Here is a 21,827-nt window from a genome sequence, read left to right as displayed (position 1 = left end):
TGTCTTAATACAGAAATACTTCACACCGTTTTAACAATTAAAAGATTAAAATGGGAACAAGAAATGTACCTCATCGCAAGTTTAGCGTTGATTTTAAACTTCGAGTTTTAAGTGAGTATTATCAATCTGCAGAGTCAAGATCTTTTACCGAGCAGAAGTATAATCTGGCCAAGGGCGCTCTTTATTATTGGGAAAAAGAGTTTGTTTTGAACGAAAAAGAGCTACCTTTATCCTCTGAACTATTGGAAAAGATATCTCTTATGCGTAAGGAAAGATTAGCCAAACACCAGCGTGAAGGGATTCCTCAAAGCAAAGAAGAAGAACTGGCAGCCGAGATAGCCCGCCTTCGGAAAGCTTTGGAATATTCCGAACTGCGTAACGAAGCCTTGAATGAGGTTTTGCGGATCGGTCGTGAGGAATATGGAATCGACCTGTTAAAAAAAGCTGGCGCCAAGCAGTAGACAGCCTTCGGCTCAGACATCCTAAAGTATCTATAGAATGTCTGAGCGGACTGTTTGGCAAGACACGTGAAGGCTATTATTCAGTCAGCCGGAGCACTTGCGAGGAACGTAAGCTGAATGAGTTGAAGGTCTTGTCTTTGGTAAGGGATATCCGCCAACAGGCTCCAGGTATCGGAGCCTACAAACTGTTTCTGATTCTGCGTGATGTCTATGGTTCCAGAGTTATGGGACGTGACTGTTTTTATAACCTGCTCCATCGCAGACATCTGATGCTTCCTCCCCAGAAGCGTAGGCATACCACCAACTCAAACCACCGTTTCCGCAGGTATAAGAATCTGATAAAAGGCTATAAACCAACGGGAATAAACATGCTTTGGGTGGCAGACATCACTTATATAGATACGGATGAAGGTGTCTGTTACCTTCATTTGCTGACCGATGCATTTTCGCATGAGATTATCGGCTGGACCCTTTCTGAGAGTCTGGTTGCCGAGAATACACTTGAAACTTTGGAACAGGCTTTGAGTATGTTCCGGAAAGCAGATCTGAGTCATCTGATTCACCACTCGGACCGTGGAGTGCAGTATTGCTGTAACCGCTATGTGGAACGGCTTGAGGAACTCAAGGTCACAATCAGTATGACAGAAGACGGTAATCCGACAGACAATGCCATTGCAGAGCGGGTTAATGGAATCATCAAGCAGGAATGGCTTTACAGAATGAAAAGACCTGCGAATATCAGACAGGCCAGGACATTAATAAAACAGATCATAGAATTTTATAACACCAAAAGACCGCATAGGAGTAATGGCATGAAGACGCCCGCATAAATGAGAGCTGCGTCCGTTGCATGACACTCTTTGGAGGTTTCGCGCCTCCAGCCGTTAGGCAAACCTCCGCGGTGTTTTTCATAGATTAGTTCATTAAATATTATTTGTCCTGATTTGTTACTAATGCATCGCATTTAAACCTGTTGCTAACTAATATGTAAAGTAAAGCAGGAAGAGTTTTATTAACATGTAAAGTGAATCAGTAAATATAAACAAAAATGTGTGAAGTAATTTTAGGCATAGTCATGCCCCGAAATCTCCTTTGAAAACGGTGCTGATGATTTTTTCATTTCATCAGCACCGTTTTTGAATTTTATCACAATGATTTTCTCATGCTAAAAGCTTCTTTCCATGTGTTTGAGCTTCTGCTCCTTATTGCATGCTCACAGGACTTCTGGATTCGGATTTAAAACGCTCTAGTTTTTTCATACGGAAAAAGCCTCAAACCGACTCTTGTCTGTTCGGTTTGAGGCTTTCGATTTTAAAGGCTTCCGGATTTCTTTTCCCAATCCGTGGCCCCTTTATTGTTGCTTTGCTGCCTGGGCATTCGAATACAGATAATAATACCAATACGTATTGGAATACTGCTGGTTGATTTCTCCGATACGATCCTCACTGAGGAGTTGCAGATAATTCATCCAATCCTGCATCTTGTTTTGCGGCACATCAAACGGCAATACATAGTTCCGGTCGTCCATATTGGCCAGCAGATACGCTTCGGCATAAGCGTTGGGCAGATGCTGCCGGAAAAGTTCCCGATACATGCTCAGAGCCTGTTTGAAGCGTCCCATATCCTTTTCAAGCAGGAAACTGCAAAGCATCAGATTGATGCGCTTGGTGTTGGTACTGTCGTCCAGAGCCATATAAGTGAATTCCAGTTTGGGAGCATAGGAACCGATAAAGTAACCCGAGCGGTCCGGCACGGAATCTTTTGTGACCTGTGTGCTGTTCAGTTCGTTTAGTTTTTGTGCGGTGCGCTCGGTCCATTGCTGTTCCTTCTGGCTTCGGCAAGCGATGTCAAAATACTTGCGCGCCAGTGCCTTGTCGCCCTGCATGATGGCGGCTTCGGTGAGATGGCGGATGGTGCGGGCTGAAGCCGAAGCATGATTCTGCACGCCCATTTCAAAAATCTGATGCATATATTCGTCACCCACCCCTACACTTTTGTAAAACAAGGCATTGAAGAAAGCAGGGATCACTTCCGTTTTCCGACTGAAGTAGAAATTATCCGTTGAGGTCACCGGATAGAAGAACAGATTGTCGGCCAGCGTTCCGGCTTCACTTTCGGCCAGCAGTGCATATCTCAGCTGCAAGTCCGTATAATTGGGCCGGTTGGCGTTGGCCAGCTGATACACGGTGCTCCAGTCGCCTTCTTCGGCTGCCTGCTCCATGTGATAGAGGTCTTCTTTCTGCGCTATTTTTCCTTTCTGTATCAGGAATAAGGCCGGTATGATGAGGGCAGCGGCCAGATGGCAGCCCCACTCCACTGCCGGATGTTTTATGTCCGTAGTGTTTGCTTTCGATTTACAGAACAGATGAACTATCGGCAGCAGGGGCAACACAAACGACAGGGCATCCATACGGAACAACTGGCGCTGATTTTCATCAAGATAACTGATGCCTTCGCTCCACAGGTATGGGAAAAGAATGCTCAGGAACAGCCCTACGGCGCTATAAATCCACGAACCTACGCGGCGGCCTTCGGCCAGATCGGTCAGCAAAAAGGCCAGATAAAGACCAAAGGCGGCTGCACTTCCGAGAACCGGAAAGACGAGCAGGCAGGCTATGGCAGGCCCTGCGCTGCGGTTCCGCATCTTCAGGGCAGCATATCCGGCATAGAGAAGCAGCGACAAGGTGATTTGCAACAAAGTCAGCTGGTTGGGAAACTCCACAAACAGAATGACCGAGGCCAGGATTAGTCCGGCAAGGGCTCCCCAGCGGGTTTTCAGACTGCGGAGAGCTGCACCGATGCTCAGGCTGCACGCCATGATGAGGGTGGCCGTAAGGGCTGCTCCCAGCCACGGATAGACATAAAACTGTTGCAGCCAGGTGTTGGCGATGGATACCAGTCCGCCCGGATAGCGCAGGCTTTCGGAGATAAAGTCACCGGCTCCCAACAAAGGGTTTTGGGCTTCGATGTTCTTCAGGGTTGCTGGACAGCAAAGCCCCAGAGTGGCGAACGTGGCCATCCAAAGCAGCAGATTGCCGGCATGATGGGAATATTTCTTGAAATTCATGGTCAGTAATTTCTTGGGTTATTCAAATAAATCGGCAACGGACTCTTTCAGATCAACCGGTCCGCTTACAAATTCCGGGATGTTGTACGAATACATGCGTTCGTTGTTCTGCACCGGAGCTTTCTGCGGCAACAGGAAAGGTTTGGAGAATCCGGTCTTCTCATCAAAATGAGCGATGAAAAGACGTGTGTACCGTCCGTCCAGGCGACGGCTGCTGAAGATAATCCATTTTCCTTTCTGGTCCCAGCTGTGATAGCTGTCCACATCGCTGCTGTTCAGGGCATCGGTATTTACACGTTCGCCGGTAGCCAGATTGATCATTTTCAGGTCGGCCTTTTTGTGCCAGATGGGGAAGGTACCGCTGTCTGATTCCGTAAACAGCAGATATTTCCCGTCGGGCGAGATGCGGGGGAAAGAAACACTGCCCTTTTCGGTGGCCGGATTATAGAGGGTGTCTACCCTACTGCCCAGTGTGCCGTTCTGCTCATTGAAGTCCGTGCGCAGCAGAGCATATTTCAACTTGTCATATTCCTTGGGAATGTTGCAGGCCTGAGCGCGGCAGAAATAAAGCGACTTTCCGTCGGGCGAAAAAGCCGGGAACGTTTCCCAATACTGTTTTTCCGTGAACCGTGGGTCGGTGATGACTTTCTTCTCTTTCGTGTCGTAAACCATCAGGTCCGATTCCAGATCATAGACCTCCACCTTGTTGTTGCTGTGGCCATAGAAAGCCTGATGCGTGTCGCAGTTGGCCAGTACGATGAAACGGCCTTTCGGGTGCCAGAACGGGTAAGTGCCCTTGAAGTGAGGCTCCATCTTGTCGAGTTCCAGTCGTTCGGGTACTCCGTTCTGAACCAGCACACTGCAACCGTTCTTGCCTCGTGCGTGAAACAGAAAACGCTCCGGAGAATAGTTCTGGAAACTGTGGCAGTTGACACAGCCGTCGTGGTTTTCGTTGTTGCTTACCACGCATTCCTCCTCGAAATTTTCCAGATGGCGCTGATAGATGCCCATGCTCTTCCAAAGCACATAGCCCGGGGGGATCAGGCGGTAGGCAATCCAGGGAGTGATGGAGTCGGCAGACACAGTAATCTGGAAATCACGATATTTCACTCCTTCCTGATGCTGGTCGTTCCATACGGAGACGGAGACACGCATCTGTTTTCCCCGTGCCTGTTTCAGACCGTCCTGCCAGTCGTCTTTGGGAATTTTGATGGTGTTTGTTCCGCTGACGGTAAACAGTTTCTCGTTTCCAACAAAGAAGTCGGCCGAGATTCTGGATGCCCCGTCCATCATAAAGTTCAGAGGTGCTATATTGCATGGCACGACCACATTCTTGTAGTCCGGAAAGATGGCAGGGGCTTCGCTGCTGTTTTCCTTGGGTGTTTTCGGAGCGCAGGCAGTCATGAGGAACAGAAGTCCTCCCAGAGACAGAACAGCCCCGCTCCTGCATCTTGTGTATCGGGTTGTTTTCATAGATAGTTTTGTTTTTTCAGGGTAAAAGCATAAACATTGAAAGTGGACTCCCGTTCGGAAACGGAGAATCCACTTCAATTTATTTTCTATAAGATCATAAAAAACCTTTTTATCGGATGATATCCAACTGCTTGAATACCTTAGACAGTTTCTCGATAGCTTCGTCAACCTGCTCTTTGGTATGGTTGGCCATCAGGGCAAAGCGTACCAGGGTGTCCTGAGGAGCACAGGCCGGCGGAATTACCGGATTGATGAACACACCTTCGTCGAATGCCAGTTTGGTCACGAGGAAAGTCTTGTCGGTATCGCGCACGTACAATGGAATAATCGGCGATTCGGTAGCACCGATTTCGAAGCCTTCTTCGCGAAAACGCTTCAAGGCATAGTCGGTAACGTCCCACAGTTTCTGGATACGCTCCGGCTCCTGCTGCAGAATGTGCAGGGCTTCGAGTGCAGAGGCTGTGGCAGCCGGTGTGTTTGAAGCGCTGAAGATATAGGTTCTGGTGTTGTGTCTCAACCAGTTGATGATGGACTTGTCCGCTGCGATAAAGCCGCCGATAGAAGCCAGAGACTTACTGAATGTTCCCATGATCAGGTCTACCTCATCGGTCAGATTGAAATGGTCGCACACACCACGTCCGTTGCGTCCGAACACACCCAGTCCGTGTGCCTCGTCAACCATGATGCTGGCATTGTACTTATGCTTCAGGCGCACGATTTCCGGCAGGTTGGCCAAGTCGCCTTCCATAGAGAACACACCGTCAACGACAATCAGTTTCACTGCATCGGGCTTGCACTTCTGGAGCTGTTTCTCCAGATCCTCCATATCGTTGTGCTTGTATTTCAGGTTGTGTGAGAAAGACAGTCTTCTTCCGTCTACGATAGAAGCATGGTCTCTGTCGTCGCAGATGATATAGTCATTGCGGTCGGTGATGCAGGCCAGCACTCCGGAATTTACGGTAAATCCGGTAGAAAAGCAAAGTGCTTCGTCCTTTCCTACAAAGGCAGCCAGTTCTTTTTCCAGTTGCACATGGAGATCCAGAGTTCCGTTCAGGAATCTGGAACCGGCACATCCTGAGCCGTATTTTCTCAGTGCCTGTACGCCGGCTTCAATGACACGTTCATCTCCAGTCAATCCAGTATAAGCGTTGGAACCGAACATCAGGACACGGTGTCCTTCCATCAAAACTTCTGTCCCCTGTTTGCCTTCAATTTCTCTAAAATAAGGATACACCCCTGCTTCCATAAATTTCTGGGGCGCATCATACTTTGCTAATTTGTCTTGTAATAATCCCATTTTCAATGTTAGGTTTATAGAAATTCTTCGGACCTTTTCTTTGAAAGTCCGCTGCAAAAATAATAATTAAAATTTTTAATCGGGGAAAATCAAACATAAAAATAACAAAAAGTCTGCCTTTCATGAAGTTCAGAACATGAAAGAGGAAAAAAAAGAGTATCTTTGTGTTTGCTAAACAACATGTTTTTTACTCAATTACTTATGGCTGAGAAGAAAAGAATCCATTTCATAATCAATCCCATTTCGGGCACCCAGAAAAAGGACCAGATCATTGCAGACATCGGCAATTATCTGGATACAACACGCTTTGACTATGAGATAAAATATACGCAATATGCGGGGCACGCGGCCCTGATTGCCCGCGAAGCGGCCGACAACGGCATTGATATCGTGGTTGCCATCGGCGGCGACGGCACGGTGAACGAGGTGGCCCGCTCGCTGGTGCACCGCCAGACCGCACTGGCAATCATTCCCTGCGGCTCCGGAAACGGACTGGCCCGGCATCTGGAAATCCCGATTGATCCCGTGGGAGCCATACAGGTGCTCAACGAATGTGTGATTCACGAGCTGGATTATGGCAAAATCAACAACATTCCCTTTTTCTGCACCTGCGGCATTGGGTTTGACGCTTTTGTCAGTTCCAAATTTGCTGAAGCCGGCAAGCGCGGTTTCCTTACTTATATAGAGAATACGTTGCGCGAGGGCTTGAGCTATAAGCCGGACACCTATACCATCACGATTGACGACAACAAACAGATGGTTTACAAGGCTTTCCTGATTGCCTGTGCCAATGCGTCGCAATACGGCAACAATGCCTATATCGCTCCGAATGCCTCGATGAGCGACGGACTGATGGACGTGACCATTATGGAACCCATCTCTGTGCTCGAGGCACCACAGATAGCCATTCAGCTTTTCAACCGCACGATAGATCATAACAGCAAGATCAAAACCTTCCGCTGCAAGAAGGTAAGTATCGAAAGAGCGGCTCCGGGAGTGATTCATTTTGACGGTGATCCGGTCATGGCCGGCAAGAATGTGGATGTGATTCTGGTAGAAAAAGGACTGAATGTGGTTATCAATTCACACACTACTCCGCAGCCGCCGCTATTGAGAATGTTTTCAAACTTTTACAGCGACCTGAACCAGTTCCGCGATGAAATCATCGAAAAGCAGAAACGCCTTATCCGTTCGCACCAGGAGCACGTGCGTAAGAGTCTGAAACGCTTGAAATAACCTTTGCTGCAAAAATATTTTTGCCCCTTGTTGCATGCTTTCTATGTGAATGAAGCATGCAACAAGGGGCAAATCGTTTCAATATTTCAGATAAAAGTCTCCGGTCAGTTGCCGGTAAGCATCGGTGGGTTCATTCTCCTCCGATTTAAGAATCAGTTTCTCCCCCGCCGGATAAGGACATCGGGCGCGCGAGAAAGAAAGCAGCACCCGCTTGGCCGGTTTGTTTTCTTTGGTGTGTACCCATACTTTCCTTTGCAGATACAAATCGTTTTCCCAACAAAGCATGCTGAATGAGTCACAGCTTTCGGCCGGAATGATGACGTGGAAGGTGCCGCAGTCCGTCAGCAGAGCCGCACAGCGGGCTATCAGTTCGTCAAAAGGCAGGCAGGCCGCCTGACGGGCCTGGTTCCGTTGGGCAGTGGGCGACATCAGTCCGTTGGTATAAAACGGCGGATTGCACAGGATGCAGTCGAATACCGCGGGCGACTGCCAGGTGCGGATGTCTGCCTGAACCACATGAATACGCCCGCTCCACGGAGACTGCGCCACATTGATGCGTGCCTGCTCCACCGCCGAAGGGTCTATTTCAAGAGCAGTGACCGAGGCGTTCGGATTGCGCTGGGCCGCCATAAGAGCCAGAATGCCCGAGCCGGTGCCCACATCCAGAATATGCTGCGCCGGCACACAGTCGGCCCACGCGCCTAACAGCACGCTGTCGGTCCCCACTTTCATGGCGCAAAGCTCATGACTTACGGAAAATTGCTTGAAATGGAATGAATTCATTGCTCAAAAAATCTTCGTCTTTGTTTATAGTTGTTGCAAAAATAACTAATTAAAATCAAATACAATATTTATAGTTGGTATAATAGACACAATTTTGTATCTTTGCCGAGTTTCACAAAAAATATAAAAAACAAATAGAGAGTTTATGCAAATTGACGAAAATCAGAATCCTTTTTCTTTAGTTGCCGACTTTGAAGGAGACGAGAGCAGCGTATTTGAAGTTGATGTGGATGAAACTTTGCCCATCCTTCCGCTGCGGAACATGGTCCTGTTTCCGGGAGTAGTCATGCCGGTTGCTGTAGGACGCAAGAGTTCGCTCAAGCTGGTCAAGGCGGCAGAGAAGAAGAATTTTCATATAGGCGTGGTGTGCCAGTTGACACCGGAAACAGACAATCCGCTCTTCGAAGACCTGTATCATGTCGGTACAGTGGCAAAAATCGTAAAGGTGCTTGAACTGCCGGATCAGTCCATCACCGTGATTCTTCAGGGTATGAGCCGTTTTGAGCTCTCGAGCATCATCGAGGAATCTCCTTATTTAATAGGTAATGCCGTTAAGATTAACGATGAATTGCCGGCCAAGGATGATGCACAGTATGAAATCCTGGTGGAGAGCTGTCGCGAGGTGACCATGAAATATATCAAGATGAACGAGCAGCTTCCCCGTGAATCGATCTTCGCCATCAAGAATATTTCAAACAAGACTTTCCTGATCAACTTTATCTGTGCCAACTTCCCGTTTGCCATCAGCCGCAAAATGGAATTGCTGAGTGAAGGCTCTATGGTGAAGCGTACGGAGATTCTGTTGCGCCAGCTGAACAAGGAAATCCAGTATGCCGAGCTGCGTGCCGAAATTCAGCGACGCACCCGTGAGGATCTGGATGTGCAGCAGAAAGAGTATTTCCTGCAGCAGCAGATCAAGAACATTCAGGATGAGCTGGGAGGCACTCCCCAAGACCAGGATATCCGTCAGCTGAGAAATCAGGCCGCGATGAAGAACTGGAATGAGGAAATCGAGCAGGTGTTTCAGCGCGAGCTGGCCAAGCTGGAGCGTCTGAATCCGCAGAGTCCGGACTATAATGTGCAGCTGAACTATCTGCAAACCCTGCTGAGCCTGCCGTGGAATACCTATACCGAAGACAACCTGAACCTGAAGAATGCCGAAAAGGTGCTCAACAAGGATCATTACGGACTGGAGAAAGTCAAGGAACGTATTCTGGAGCATTTGGCCGTGTTGCGTCTTCGCGGTGATCTCAAGGCACCGATCATCTGTTTGTATGGCCCTCCGGGAGTGGGAAAAACTTCGCTCGGACGCAGTGTGGCCACAGCCCTGAAGAGAAAATATGTACGTATGTCGCTCGGCGGACTTCATGATGAGTCGGAAATCCGTGGTCATCGCAAAACATACATCGGTGCCATGCCGGGACGTATCATCAAGAATCTGATCAAGGCGGAAAGCTCTAACCCAGTGTTTATCCTCGATGAGATTGACAAAATCAGTCAGAATACCGTGCAGGGAGATCCTTCATCGGCATTGCTCGAGGTGCTCGACCCGGAACAGAACAACGCTTTCCATGACAATTTCCTGGACCTGGATTACGATTTGTCCAAGGTGCTCTTTATTGCTACCGCTAATAATATAGGTACTATTCCCCGCCCTCTGCTCGACCGTATGGAGCTGATTGAGGTGAGCGGATACATCACCGAAGAGAAGATTGAGATTGCCAAGCGTCATCTGATCCCCAAGGAGAAAGAAAACAACGGTCTGGCCGGAAAGAGCGACATCAAGTTCTCGCGCTCGGCCATCGAGTTTATGATTGAAAACTATACCCGTGAATCCGGTGTGCGCGGTCTGGAGAAGAAAATCAACAAGGTGTTCCGCAAGATTGCTCTGGAATATGCACGGACCAATGAAATGCCTTACAGCGAAATCAAACCGGCAGACATCGAAACGCTGCTCGGTAAGCCGGAGTTTACCCGCGACATCTATCAGGGCAATGAATATGCCGGTGTGGTAACCGGACTGGCATGGACCTCTGTGGGCGGTGAGATTCTGTTCATAGAAACAAGTCTGAGCAAGGGAAAACCCGGAAAACTGACGCTGACCGGAAATCTGGGCGATGTGATGAAGGAGTCGGCCATGCTGGCTTTGGAATATATCAAGGCACACGCTGAGGACCTGAACATCGACAACCGCATCTTTGAGAACTGGAACATTCATATCCACGTGCCCGAGGGTGCCGTGCCTAAAGACGGTCCTTCGGCCGGTATCACCATGGCCACGTCTCTGGCTTCAGCTTTGACCCAGCGCAAAGTACGTAGCAATCTGGCCATGACGGGTGAGATTACGCTGCGTGGCAAGGTGTTGCCTGTGGGCGGTATCAAGGAAAAGATTCTGGCAGCACGCCGTGCCGGCATCAAGGATATCATTCTTTGCAAGGAAAACAAGAAGAATATCGAAGAGATTCCGGCAATGTATCTGAAGGGACTCACCTTCCATTATGTAGATAATGTGGAGGAAGTGCTTCAGTTTGCTTTGCTGAAGGAAAAAGTTAAGCATCCGATTATTTTTAAATTCGAAGAAAACAATGGTGACCATAAATAAACAGACCAATTCCAAGTTTACACTGCTGCACACCGACGCGAAGACCAACGCACGCGCCGGCGTGCTGGCAACGGATCATGGAGACATTGAAACTCCGATCTTCATGCCTGTGGGTACCTTGGGCAGCGTTAAGGGTGTCCAGCTGAAGGATCTAACGGAGGATATCAAAGCGCAGATTATTCTGGGAAACACCTATCATCTGTATCTGCGCCCCGGAACGGAGATTCTGGAAAAGGCGGGCGGCCTGCACCGTTTCAATGGTTTCAACAAACCGATGCTGACCGACAGCGGCGGTTTTCAGGTGTTCTCGCTGACCGGTATCCGTAAGCTGCGTGAAGAAGGCTGCGAGTTCCGTTCGCATATCGACGGTTCCAAGCATTTCTTCACTCCCGAGAAGGTAATGGACATCGAACGCTCCATCGGTGCGGATATCATGATGGCATTTGACGAGTGCCCTCCCGGTGATTCGGATTATGAATATGCCCGCAAGAGTCTGGAGCTGACACATCGCTGGCTGGACCGCTGCATCAACCGATATAACGAAACCGCCCCGAAATATGGTTACGGGCAGTCGTTGTTCCCGATTGTGCAGGGATGTACTTATCCCGACCTGCGCCGCCGTTCTGCTGAGTTTGTAGCCAGCAAGAACGCCGACGGTAATGCTATCGGTGGTCTTGCGGTGGGCGAACCGGCCGAGGTGATGTATGAAATGATCGAGGTTGTGAATGAGATTCTGCCTAAGGACAAGCCCCGCTATCTGATGGGTGTGGGCACTCCGGTAAACCTGCTTGAGGGTATCGAGCGCGGAGTGGATATGTTCGACTGTGTGATGCCTACACGCAACGGACGTAATGCCATGCTCTTCACACGGAACGGTATTATGAACATGCGCAACCGGAAATGGGCCGACGACTTTTCGCCGGTAGACCCTGACGGAACTTCATACGTAGACACAGCCTACTCAAAGGCTTATCTGCATCATCTGTTCAAGGCACAGGAACTGCTGGCCCTGCAGATTGCTTCGATTCATAATCTGGCTTTCTATATCTGGTTGGTTCAGGAAGCCAGAAAGCAGATTCTGGCCGACAATTTCTCTGCATGGAAAGCCGAGATGGTAAGAAAAGTATCTGTGAGATTATAAAAACAGTCCTGCATGAAACTCTTCAAAAAGAAAAACAAGGATAACTCAGACAGAAGAAAGCCGCTGGGATGGCTTTCTTCTGTCAAGTTGTTGAATCGACTGGACCGCTATCTGATTGCCAAGTTTTTGGGAACCTACTTCTTTTCGATCATTCTGATCATTTCCATAGCGATTGTCTTCGATTATAACGAAAACATTGATAAATTCACCACGAACAATGCGCCGCTCAAAGGAATCATCTTTGACTATTACCTGAATTTTGTTCCTTACTTCTCGAACCTGTTCAGTCCGCTGTTCGTGTTCATTTCCGTGATCTTCTTCACTTCCAAACTGGCAGAGAATTCGGAGATCATAGCCATGATGTCAACAGGAATGAGTTTTGAGCGCCTGATGCGCCCTTACATGATTTCTGCTGCTATCATTGCCTTGCTCTCGTTTGTATTGGGTTCGTATGTCATACCGCAAGGCAGTGAAAAACGACTCAACTTTGAAAATATCTACAAGAAGAAACAGCGTGCCAATTTTGCACAGAACGTGCAGCTGCAGGTCGACACCGGTGTGATTGCCTTTATCGAGCATTTTGACGGAGAGACCAAAACAGGCTACCGCTTCTCCTTGGATAAGTTTGAAAACAAGAAACTGGTTTCGCATCTGACCGCCAGCACTATCAAGTATGATACTCTTGCCGACGAGCAGTATCACTGGAAAATCAGCAACTACACCATCCGCGAAATGAAAGGAATGCGTGAGCGTATCACTTCCGGTTCCAAATTGGACTCGCTCATCATGATGGAGCCTGCCGACTTCCTGGAGACGCGTAACCAGCAGGAGATTCTGACCAATCCGGAACTGAAGGTATATATTGAAAAGCAGAAACGACGTGGACTGGGTAATGTGAAGCCTTTTGAGGTGGAATATTACAAACGCTATGCCACCCCGTTTGCGTCCTTTATTCTGACCACTATCGGTTTGTCGCTTTCTGCCCGAAAACGCAAGGGAGGTATGGGACTTTATCTGGGAATCGGTCTGGCATTGAGTGCCTCTTATATCCTTTTCCAGACAATTTCCTCGACTCTGGCCATCAATGCCGACTGGCCTTCTGCTTTGGCGGTGTGGCTGCCGAATATCATATTTACAATAATTGCTTTCTTCCTTTACAAGAAGGCACCAAGATAAAGAAATTAGAAACGTGGATTTTTACGAATTAGATTTGAACGACCAGGTGCTGGATGCCCTGGATGATATGAACTTTATAGATTGCACACCGATTCAGGAGCATGCCATTCCCGCCATTCTGGAAGGACGGGATGTGATTGGAGTGGCACAGACCGGAACCGGAAAGACCGCAGCCTATCTGTTGCCGGTGCTGAGCCGCTTGTGCGACAACCCGGGACCGGAAAACAAGATCAGCTGCATCATCATGTCGCCGACACGCGAACTGGCACAGCAGATTGACCAGTCACTGGCCGGTTTCTCCTATTATGTGCCGATTTCAAGCGTTGCCGTTTACGGAGGCAACGACGGAATCCGTTATGAACAGGAAAAGCGCGGACTGCTGATGGGAGCAGACATCATCATTGCCACTCCGGGCAGACTGATCAGTCACCTGAGTCTGAGCAATGTGGATTTGTCTCATGTGAAATATTTCATTCTGGACGAGGCCGACCGCATGCTGGACATGGGATTCAGCGAGGACATCCTGCAAATTGAAAAGCTTCTGCCGCGCGAACGCCAGACTATCCTCTTTTCGGCCACAATGCCGGCCAAGATTCAGCAGCTGGCCCGCAATATCCTGAAAGATCCGGTAGAAATCAAGATTGCCGTATCCAAACCGGCTGAAAAAATCAAGCAGGAGGTGGTATTCTGCTGTGAGGCAGAAAAGCTGAAAGCTGTCAAGTGGCTCTTCACACACTACCCTACGCAGCGCGTCATCATCTTTGCTTCTTCCAAGATTAAAGTGAAGGATATTGCCCGTGCCTTGCTCCGCAAAGGTTTCAATGTGGGAGAAATGCACTCCGATCTGGACCAGAAAGAACGCGACGCTGTGATGTATTCTTTCAAGACACAGCAAATCGATATTCTGGTAGCTACGGACATTGTGGCCCGTGGCATTGATATTGACGATATTCAGTTGGTCGTTAATTACGACTTGCCGCACGATGCCGAAGATTATGTGCACCGCATCGGACGAACAGCGCGTGCCAACAACGATGGAAATGCTCTGACCTTGATCAGCGAAAAAGAATATACCGGTTTCAAACGGATGGAAAGACAGCTGGAGATTGAAATTCCGGCGGTGACACTTCCCGAAGATTTTGCCAAACCGGAGCTGAAGGAAGAGTCTTTCAAGAAAAAAAGCAGAAAGTCCAAGAAAAAAGGAAAGGGCGGTTCTGCCGAAGGCAAACCCAAAACAGAGGCCAAAAAGTCAGAATCCAAGAAGCCGCAGAAAACAAACGGAACTCAGGAGGCCCCAAAGTCTGAAACGAAGGAACCGGGTGACGCAAAGAAAGAGGTGACGGCAGAACAGGCTGAAAAGAAACCGGCCAAAAAGAGAAGAAGCCATCATCGCCGCAGAAAGTCAAACAAACCGGCCGAGGGAAGCGAACAGAAGCCGGCAGCACCGACAGAATAAAAAATTACAGTAAAGATATGAAAACAAAGAAAAAGGCACTTCTGATCGGTGGTGCCGTTGTATTGGTAACCGCATGCGTTGCGGTGTATTCCCTGTTCTTCAGTTCTTGCTACAAGATCAGCGAAACCGTGTATGTTTATGTAGATGACGACGACACGAACGACTCTATCCGCAGCAAGATAGAGACAGCGGCTCAGCCGTCTTGTCTGTGGGGCTATTCCATTCTGGAAACTCTGAAGCCCATGACTGTCCATCCGGGACGTTATGCCGTCAGTCCCAAAGAAGGACAACTGGCAACCTATCGTAAATTGGCAAGCGGTAACCAGTCTCCTGTAAACCTGACCATCCCGAGTGTGCGCACGGTGGATAAACTGGCCGGTGTGCTGGGACGCAAACTGATGGTTGACTCCACTGCGATTTGCGAGGCACTGCAGGATTCTGCATTCTGCGCCACTCTCTCGTATGACACAGCCACCATCATGGCGCTCTTCATCCCCAACACCTATCAGGTGTACTGGAACATCAGTCTGGAAGACCTGATGAAGCGCATGCAGAAAGAAAATGCAGCCTTCTGGAAAACAGACGGACGCGCGGAACTGGCACAAAAGTTGGGACTGACCCCGAATGAGGTGATTACCATTGCCTCTATTGTAGAGGAGGAAACAGCCAACAATGCAGAAAAGCCTATGGTGGCCGGAATGTATATCAACCGCCTGAAGCAGGAGATGCCGTTGCAGGCCGATCCTACCATCAAGTATGCTTTAAAGGATTTCTCTTTGCGACGCATCTATCACAAGCATCTGACTATTGACAGTCCGTATAATACATATAAGAATGTAGGATTGCCTCCAGGACCTATCCGCATTCCTACTGTAGCATCTATCGATGCTGTGCTCCACCGGGTTGATCATGATTATCTGTATATGTGTGCTAAGGAAGACTTCTCCGGAACGCATAATTTTGCCCGAACCTACGAAGAGCATTTGCAGAATGCACAGAAATATACGGATGCCTTGAACAAGAGAAATATCAAATAACCGGTTCATTCTAATTTTTGAATAAATCGGGATATAATACGAGGATGCATCAAACTTTAATTTTCAAATGTGAACTTACGATTTAAATTTGGAGTATCCTACAATGATAAAAGAAAAGGGACGAATCACGACTCAATTCAGAGTTTGATCCGTCCCTTTTTAAATGCTATAGCTACAATCCGTAGCTTCTCTTATTCTCTTATGGACTTTTTTGTTTTACTACATTGCTTTTATGTTCTTTTGAATGCCGGCAAAACGTGAAGTTCCGTTTTTCTCTTTTTATTCTTCCTTAACGGCATCTAAAAGGACTTCACCCAATGTGGGATGAGGATGAATGGTATTTCTTAAATCATTCACCGAATTTCCGTTCTGGATCAGAACGGTCAGTTCCTGAATCAGATCCGCCGCATGTGGTCCTACCAGATGTCCGCCCAATAATACTCCGCTTTCCTTGTGGCTCAACAGTTTGCAGAAGCCTTCCGTTTCCTGAAGGCAGACAGCCTTTCCGTTTGCCCGGAAGAAAGACTTATGAACCCGATAAGGAATGCCGTTTGCCTTGCACTCTTCTTCGGTCAGTCCAACAGTAGCCGCTTCGGGATGAGTAAATACCGCAGCCGGAACAATATCCAGTCGCAACGTGTCGGTGAGTCCCTGCATGTGGTTCAAGGCCCTTATCCCCTGGAATGTAGCTGCGTGTGCCAGCATCTGTCGCCCGTTGATATCTCCTATGGCATAAATGTGGGGCACATTCGTTTGCATCTGTTCGTTTACCTCAATACCCCGTTTGGCGTACCGTAATCCGATATCATCCAGATTCAACGATTCGATATTGGCACGCCGTCCTACGGCCATAAGCACATAATCAGCTTCTACGCATATTTCCTTTTCCTTTTTCAGATAGTGCACGCGAAGCAGACCGTCTTCGGTCTTTTCTATCTGTTGCACCTGTGCCTGAGTCTGAATGTCGATGCCTCGTTTACCCAGACTTTGTTTCAGGCGTTTGGCCAGATCTGTATCAAAGTGCGGAAGAATGTCCCGGCAATATTCCAATACGGTGACCTGACTGCCGAAGCTTTTGAATATAGAAGCAAACTCCAGTCCGATAACTCCTCCTCCAATGACACACAGATGGCGCGGAATGCAATCCAGATTCAGAATTTCGGTAGAAGTCATCACATGTGGCAAATCATGGCCTGGTATCGGCAAGGTCTGGGACACAGAACCTGTGGCAATCAGAATATGATCTGCAGAATATCTTTCTTCACCGACCAGCACTGTATGCTCATCCTCAAAGCGTGCTGCACCGTTCACAAACCGGATCAGTTTGTTTTGCAAAAGACTTTCCACACCCTGACGAAGCTGTCCGACAATCTGCTCCTTTCGCTGAAGCACCGCCTGAATGTCAAATGAAAAGTTCTGGTTACGGATTCCCAACGTTTCCGATTCCCGCAAATCATCGAGTATCTGGGCATGTCGGCAAAAAGCCTTGGTCGGAATGCACCCTTCGTTCAGACAAGTACCTCCCACCGGTCCTTTTTCAATCAGAGTCACTTCGATTCCCCTTCGGGCGGCCAACAGTGCGGTTTCATATCCACCCGGACCGGCACCGATAATCAGCAAGGGGCTATGTACGGTTTGATGTGTATTCATAAGGTACATAATTTTAATAACGTTATCCAATCCGCTATTTCTTTTTCGGTCAAGAAACAGTCAGATCGGCAAAAGTGAGTACAGGTTGCTTGGCGGCCGTTGTTTCATCTAATCGGCGCACCGGTGTGTGATGCGGTGCCGTACGTAGTTCTTGCGGATTCTCAAGAGCCTCTTGAGCAATGCGACGCATCACCGCAATAAATCCGTCGAGTGTTTCCTTGGATTCGGTTTCGGTCGGTTCGATCATAATCGCCTGATGGAAAAGAAGCGGGAAATAGATGGTCGGCGCATGGAAACCATAATCCAGCAGACGCTTGGCCACATCCAAAGTAGTAATACCGGTTGACTGGTCTTTCAATCCGTCAAAGACAAACTCATGCTTGCAGCAGGCGTCAATTGGAAGCTTGAAACAGTCTTTCAGTTCCTCTTTGATGTAATTGGCGTTCAGTGTCGCCAATGGACCCACCATTTTAACGTGTTGCCGTCCCAGTCTCAGAATATAGGCATAAGCACGCATCAGTACACCGAAGTTTCCCATAAATCCGGAAATTCGTCCGGCGGCGGTATCATTTCCTTCAATGGTATAGCGACCGTCTTCCTGACGCACGACTTTAGGGTTCGGCAAGTATTCAATAAGGTGAGCAGCAACTCCAACCGGTCCGGCACCCGGTCCACCACCACCGTGTGGTGTGGAGAAGGTTTTGTGCAGATTCAGATGCAGAATATCAAATCCCATATCTTCCGGTCGGGCCACACCGACAAGCGGATTCATGTTGGCTCCATCATAATAAAGCAATCCTCCGCAGCCGTGAACCAGTTCGGCAATTTGAAGAATCTCCGTTTCAAAAAGGCCAAGTGTGTTCGGATTGGTCATCATGATGCCGGCAATGCTATCATCAAGCAACGGACGCAAATCCTCCACATCAATGGTTCCCTGTGGTGTAGACTTCACTTCAACCACCTGAAGTCCGCAAACCGCCGCGCTGGCCGGATTGGTACCGTGGGCACTGTCGGGCACAATGACCTTTGTGCGTTTGGTGTCGCCACGCTGCAAATGATATTGTCGCATAATCATCAGGCCGGTAAGTTCACCATGAGCTCCGGCAAAAGGATTCAGCGTAAACTTTGCCATTCCGGTAATGGCCGATAAGGCACGGTCCAGTTCGTCGTAAATCTGAAGCACGCCCTGCACTGTTTCAACCGGTTGCAAAGGATGAATTCCCTGAAATCCCGCCATAGCAGCTATTTCATCATTGATTTTCGGATTATACTTCATGGTACAGCTTCCCAACGGATAAAAGCCTGTATCTACTCCGAAATTCATATTCGACAAGTTGGTGTAATGGCGCACCACGTCCAGTTCACTTACTTCCGGAAGTGCGGCACGTTGGCCACGCTTCAGACTATCCGGTAACGCATCCAGGCTTTGAGTCCATGTGTTTTCCGGAAGAGAAAAACCTTGTCGGCCTTCTTTGGAAAGCTCAAAAATCAGTTTATCGTAATATTTCATGGCTTCAATTGCTTAATGATGGATAACATCCGGTCGATTTCCTCCCGGTTTCTTTTCTCGGTAACACAGAATGACACATACCCCTCTTCTGTTTCCAAGGCAGCCAGGAAGCCTTCCTGAAGCAGAGCCTGCTGTAATGTGGCTGCCGGAATCTTGCTTTTCAGGACAAACTCCTTGAGGAACGGTTTGTCAAACACCTCTTCAAACAAACCGGTAGCTATCAGCTGGTCATGAAGCTCATGCGCGCCTCCATACGATAATGCGTTTACCTGATGTAAGCCTTCCGGACCCATCAATGACAGATAAATGGTTACGTAAAGAGCCATCAGCGACTGATTGGAACAGATGTTACTGTTTGCTTTCTCACGCCGTATATGCTGTTCACGGGCCTGTAAGGTCAGTACGAAAGCTCGCTTGCCATCTACGTCATGCGTAGCGCCGACAATGCGGCCCGGCAGTTTGCGCACCAATTCCTTGCGACAGGCCAGATAGCCCACATAAGGTCCTCCGAACAACAGCGGAAGTCCTAAAGTCTGAGCGTCTCCGCAAGTGATGTCTGCGCCCCATTCTCCCGGTGTCTTGATTACGGCCAGTGCCGACGGATCGGCGTAAACCATCAACAGAGCCTTGGCAGCGTGTAAAGCATCGGCCATGCCTGAAAGATCTTCAATGATACCGAAACGGTTTATCGAAGGAATCAGAGCTCCGGCCACATCACCGGATTCCAATTCCCGCTGCAGAGATTCCAGATCCGTATTTCCGTCCTTTTGGGCGATTCTTCCAATCTCCACGCCGTGATATTTCGCGTAGGTCTTCACCACTTCGCGCACTTGCGGCAATAAGGTATCAGCCAATAAGACACGTTTCTTTTTCTTTGTGGCCGCCATAGCCATCAGCATGGCTTCGGCTGCCGCAGTCGGTCCGTCGTACATGGATGCGTTCGTACAGTCCATCCCTGTAAGTTCGGTAATCATACTCTGATACTCGAATATATAGCGCAGTGTTCCCTGCGAGATTTCTGCCTGATAAGGAGTATAGGCTGTCAGATATTCACTGCGTGCAATCAAAGACGGAATCACGGCCGGCGCATAATGGTCATAAGCGCCGCAACCGCAGAACACCGTCAGCCGGTTATTCTTACGGTCCAGTTCCTCAAATTTGCGCCTCAGTTCAATTTCCGACAGGGAGTCCGGAAGATCGAACTCCCGCGTATAACGAATTTCTGCCGGAACATCGGCATACAGATCTTCGAGCGACTTTACACCAATACGCTCAAGCATTTGCCGGATGTCCTCATCGGTATGTGGAAAATAGGCAAAACTCATAATTGTTTCTTTTTAGATAATAGCTGTAAGATTCTTGGAGAAAACTTCTCATTGTTGAGCACAGAAAGCCGCATAGGCTTCGGCGTTCATCAGACGGTCCACTTCTCCGGGATCACTCATTTGTACCTTGATGATCCAGTTTTCATACGGATCCTGATTCAGCAATCCCGATTCGTCTTCAAGCGCTTCGTTGATTTCCGTTACGGTACCCGAAACCGGACTGATCAGATCACTGGCGGCCTTGACACTCTCTACCGCACCGAATTCCTCTTCGGCTGTGACCTCGTCGTCCACCTCGGGCATATCCACATAAACAATGTCTCCCATCGCCTTTTGGGCAAAATCTGTAATACCAATGATGGCCACTTCGCCGTCAACCTTTACCCACTCGTGTGATTCACTGTAATATAAACCTTCTACTGTTTTCATGATTCTTTATGTTTTAAGGGTTTTATAATAAGGGTCTATGAAATGCTAGATGAATATGACTCTGATAAAAGCCTGTCAAAGCCTTTATTTTTTATAATTCTTATCGTAAAAACGCTTTTTGCAGATTACTCCTGCAAATGTTTTTTTGCGAACCCGCACCGATACGGAGCGTCCAATTTCTGCATAAGCCCGTTTGACCAATGCCATGCAGACATATTTTCCAGTAGAGATGGACTGATAGCCGGTAGTTACTTCACCAATGACCTCTCCGTCACATTCCACCGGGTATCCGGCCCGAGGAATTGCTTTCTCCGTAAGCTCGATACCGACAAGCTTACGAGGCGTACCTTCTTCCTTCTGACGAAGGATACTGTCGCGTCCGATAAACTCCTCCTTATCTGTTTTTACAAATATGCCCAGTCCGGCCTCTATCGGAGAGATTTCCGCGCTTAATTCATGTCCGTAGAGCGGAAGTCCCACCTCGAAACGCAGTGTATCCCGGCATCCCAATCCACAAGGAGTTACTCCGTTTTCGATCAGTTTGTCCCATAAAGCCACAATAATCTCCGGTGCCGCATAGAATTCAAATCCGTCTTCGCCGGTGTATCCTGTGCGGCTTAACAAGATTGGTGATCCGTTCCAGGTTGTTTCTGTAAAGGTATAAAATGCCAGATCACGGGCATTTTCCAGTCCGAGCACTTCAATGGCGATACGTTCGGCCTCCGGTCCCTGTAAGGCAATTTCTCCCCATCGGTCAGACTGATTGTCGATGCACACCTCGTAACCGTTACTTTGATTACGAATCCATTCCTCGTCCTTGGCGATATTGGCAGCATTGACTACCAGCAGATAATGATTCGGTGCTGTGAGCTTATAAACAAGCAGGTCGTCAACTACTCCACCGCCGGGATAAAGCATCATGCCATACTGAATCTTTCCGGCAGGCATAATGCGGATATCGTTTGTGAAAATATGATTGATGAATGCTTCGGCATCCGGTCCGCTGACAAAGATTTCACCCATGTGCGAAACATCAAACATGCCCACTTTCTGGCGCACAGCCTGATGCTCTTCCAAAATGTTCGAATACTGAATAGGCATGATAAAGCCTCCGAACGGGCTCATTTGTGCCTTTAACGCCTCATGACGGTCGTAAAGACAGGTTTTCAAAAGGTCTTCCATGA

General features: G+C 48.4%; 17 protein-coding genes. 8 read left to right on the top strand and 9 right to left on the bottom strand.

Annotation, left to right across the window (positions count from 1 at the left end; translation table 11 throughout):
* The first annotated feature begins 50 nt into the window (after positions 1 to 50).
* Positions 51 to 461, top strand: a complete 411-nt coding sequence (locus DXA74_RS10985; protein WP_118527546.1) for a hypothetical protein — start codon at positions 51 to 53, stop codon at positions 459 to 461.
* Entirely contained in the window at positions 419 to 1,291 is an 873-nt protein-coding gene (locus DXA74_RS10980; RefSeq protein ID WP_118527544.1) for an IS3 family transposase, read from the top strand. Before DXA74_RS10985 ends, DXA74_RS10980 begins: the two co-directional genes overlap by 43 nt.
* A 521-nt stretch (positions 1,292 to 1,812) precedes the next feature.
* Here the strand turns inward: DXA74_RS10980 and DXA74_RS10975 are convergent.
* From DXA74_RS10975 to DXA74_RS10965, 3 genes are all read right to left on the bottom strand, one after another.
* Complete coding sequence (locus DXA74_RS10975; protein ID WP_118527542.1) at positions 1,813 to 3,528, bottom strand: DUF6057 family protein; 1,716 nt, start codon at positions 3,526 to 3,528, stop codon at positions 1,813 to 1,815.
* Between the two features lie 18 nt (positions 3,529 to 3,546).
* Positions 3,547 to 5,001 carry a PD40 domain-containing protein gene (locus tag DXA74_RS10970; protein ID WP_118527540.1) on the bottom strand — a complete coding sequence of 485 codons (1,455 nt, stop codon included), beginning with the start codon at positions 4,999 to 5,001 and terminating at the stop codon, positions 3,547 to 3,549.
* 109 nt (positions 5,002 to 5,110) lie between these two features.
* Positions 5,111 to 6,298 (bottom strand): aminotransferase class I/II-fold pyridoxal phosphate-dependent enzyme, encoded by a 1,188-nt coding sequence (locus tag DXA74_RS10965; RefSeq protein ID WP_118527538.1) that lies wholly within the window; start codon positions 6,296 to 6,298, stop codon positions 5,111 to 5,113.
* Positions 6,299 to 6,499: 201 nt separating this feature from the next.
* Here DXA74_RS10965 and DXA74_RS10960 point away from each other — a divergent pair, with 201 nt between their 5' ends.
* The gene (locus DXA74_RS10960) at positions 6,500 to 7,534 is read left to right on the top strand and encodes a diacylglycerol kinase family protein (RefSeq protein WP_118527536.1); all 1,035 of its coding nucleotides are present in this window, start codon (positions 6,500 to 6,502) and stop codon (positions 7,532 to 7,534) included.
* Between the two features lie 78 nt (positions 7,535 to 7,612).
* Here the strand turns inward: DXA74_RS10960 and DXA74_RS10955 are convergent, their stop codons facing one another.
* Positions 7,613 to 8,317: a tRNA1(Val) (adenine(37)-N6)-methyltransferase gene (locus tag DXA74_RS10955; RefSeq protein WP_118527534.1), complete on the bottom strand. Its 705-nt coding sequence runs from the start codon at positions 8,315 to 8,317 to the stop codon at positions 7,613 to 7,615.
* Positions 8,318 to 8,462: 145 nt separating this feature from the next.
* Between DXA74_RS10955 and lon the strand changes: the two genes are divergently transcribed.
* The 5 genes from lon to mltG are packed head-to-tail and all read left to right on the top strand — an operon-like array spanning position 8,463 to position 15,729.
* Entirely contained in the window at positions 8,463 to 10,919 is a 2,457-nt protein-coding gene (gene lon, locus DXA74_RS10950; RefSeq protein WP_118527532.1) for an endopeptidase La, read from the top strand.
* Complete coding sequence (tgt, locus tag DXA74_RS10945) at positions 10,903 to 12,060, top strand: tRNA guanosine(34) transglycosylase Tgt (protein ID WP_118527530.1); 1,158 nt, start codon at positions 10,903 to 10,905, stop codon at positions 12,058 to 12,060. Before lon ends, tgt begins: the two co-directional genes overlap by 17 nt.
* 12 nt (positions 12,061 to 12,072) lie before the next feature.
* Entirely contained in the window at positions 12,073 to 13,236 is a 1,164-nt protein-coding gene (locus tag DXA74_RS10940; protein WP_118527528.1) for an LptF/LptG family permease, read from the top strand.
* A 13-nt stretch (positions 13,237 to 13,249) separates the two neighbouring features.
* Entirely contained in the window at positions 13,250 to 14,692 is a 1,443-nt protein-coding gene (locus DXA74_RS10935; RefSeq protein WP_118527526.1) for a DEAD/DEAH box helicase, read from the top strand.
* Between the two features lie 17 nt (positions 14,693 to 14,709).
* The gene (gene mltG, locus DXA74_RS10930) at positions 14,710 to 15,729 is read left to right on the top strand and encodes an endolytic transglycosylase MltG (RefSeq protein WP_118527524.1); all 1,020 of its coding nucleotides are present in this window, start codon (positions 14,710 to 14,712) and stop codon (positions 15,727 to 15,729) included.
* Between the two features lie 279 nt (positions 15,730 to 16,008).
* Here the strand turns inward: mltG and lpdA are convergent, their stop codons facing one another.
* From lpdA to gcvT, 5 genes are all read right to left on the bottom strand, one after another.
* Positions 16,009 to 17,379: a dihydrolipoyl dehydrogenase gene (gene lpdA / locus DXA74_RS10925; protein WP_118527552.1), complete on the bottom strand. Its 1,371-nt coding sequence runs from the start codon at positions 17,377 to 17,379 to the stop codon at positions 16,009 to 16,011.
* Between the two features lie 49 nt (positions 17,380 to 17,428).
* Positions 17,429 to 18,889, bottom strand: a complete 1,461-nt coding sequence (gcvPB, locus tag DXA74_RS10920; RefSeq protein ID WP_118527522.1) for an aminomethyl-transferring glycine dehydrogenase subunit GcvPB — start codon at positions 18,887 to 18,889, stop codon at positions 17,429 to 17,431.
* Positions 18,886 to 20,214, bottom strand: coding sequence for an aminomethyl-transferring glycine dehydrogenase subunit GcvPA (gene gcvPA, locus DXA74_RS10915; protein WP_118527520.1), 1,329 nt, complete (start codon positions 20,212 to 20,214; stop codon positions 18,886 to 18,888). The genes gcvPB and gcvPA overlap by 4 nt, the downstream gene beginning before the upstream one ends.
* A 48-nt stretch (positions 20,215 to 20,262) precedes the next feature.
* Positions 20,263 to 20,646, bottom strand: a complete 384-nt coding sequence (gcvH, locus tag DXA74_RS10910; RefSeq protein ID WP_118527518.1) for a glycine cleavage system protein GcvH — start codon at positions 20,644 to 20,646, stop codon at positions 20,263 to 20,265.
* Positions 20,647 to 20,727: 81 nt separating this feature from the next.
* Positions 20,728 to 21,825: a glycine cleavage system aminomethyltransferase GcvT gene (gcvT, locus tag DXA74_RS10905; RefSeq protein WP_118527516.1), complete on the bottom strand. Its 1,098-nt coding sequence runs from the start codon at positions 21,823 to 21,825 to the stop codon at positions 20,728 to 20,730.
* Positions 21,826 to 21,827: the final 2 nt, after the last annotated feature.

Source organism: Bacteroides sp. OF04-15BH, assembly GCF_003477995.1.
GTDB lineage: Bacteria > Bacteroidota > Bacteroidia > Bacteroidales > Bacteroidaceae > Paraprevotella.
This window is presented reverse-complemented; position numbering and strand designations above follow the sequence as displayed.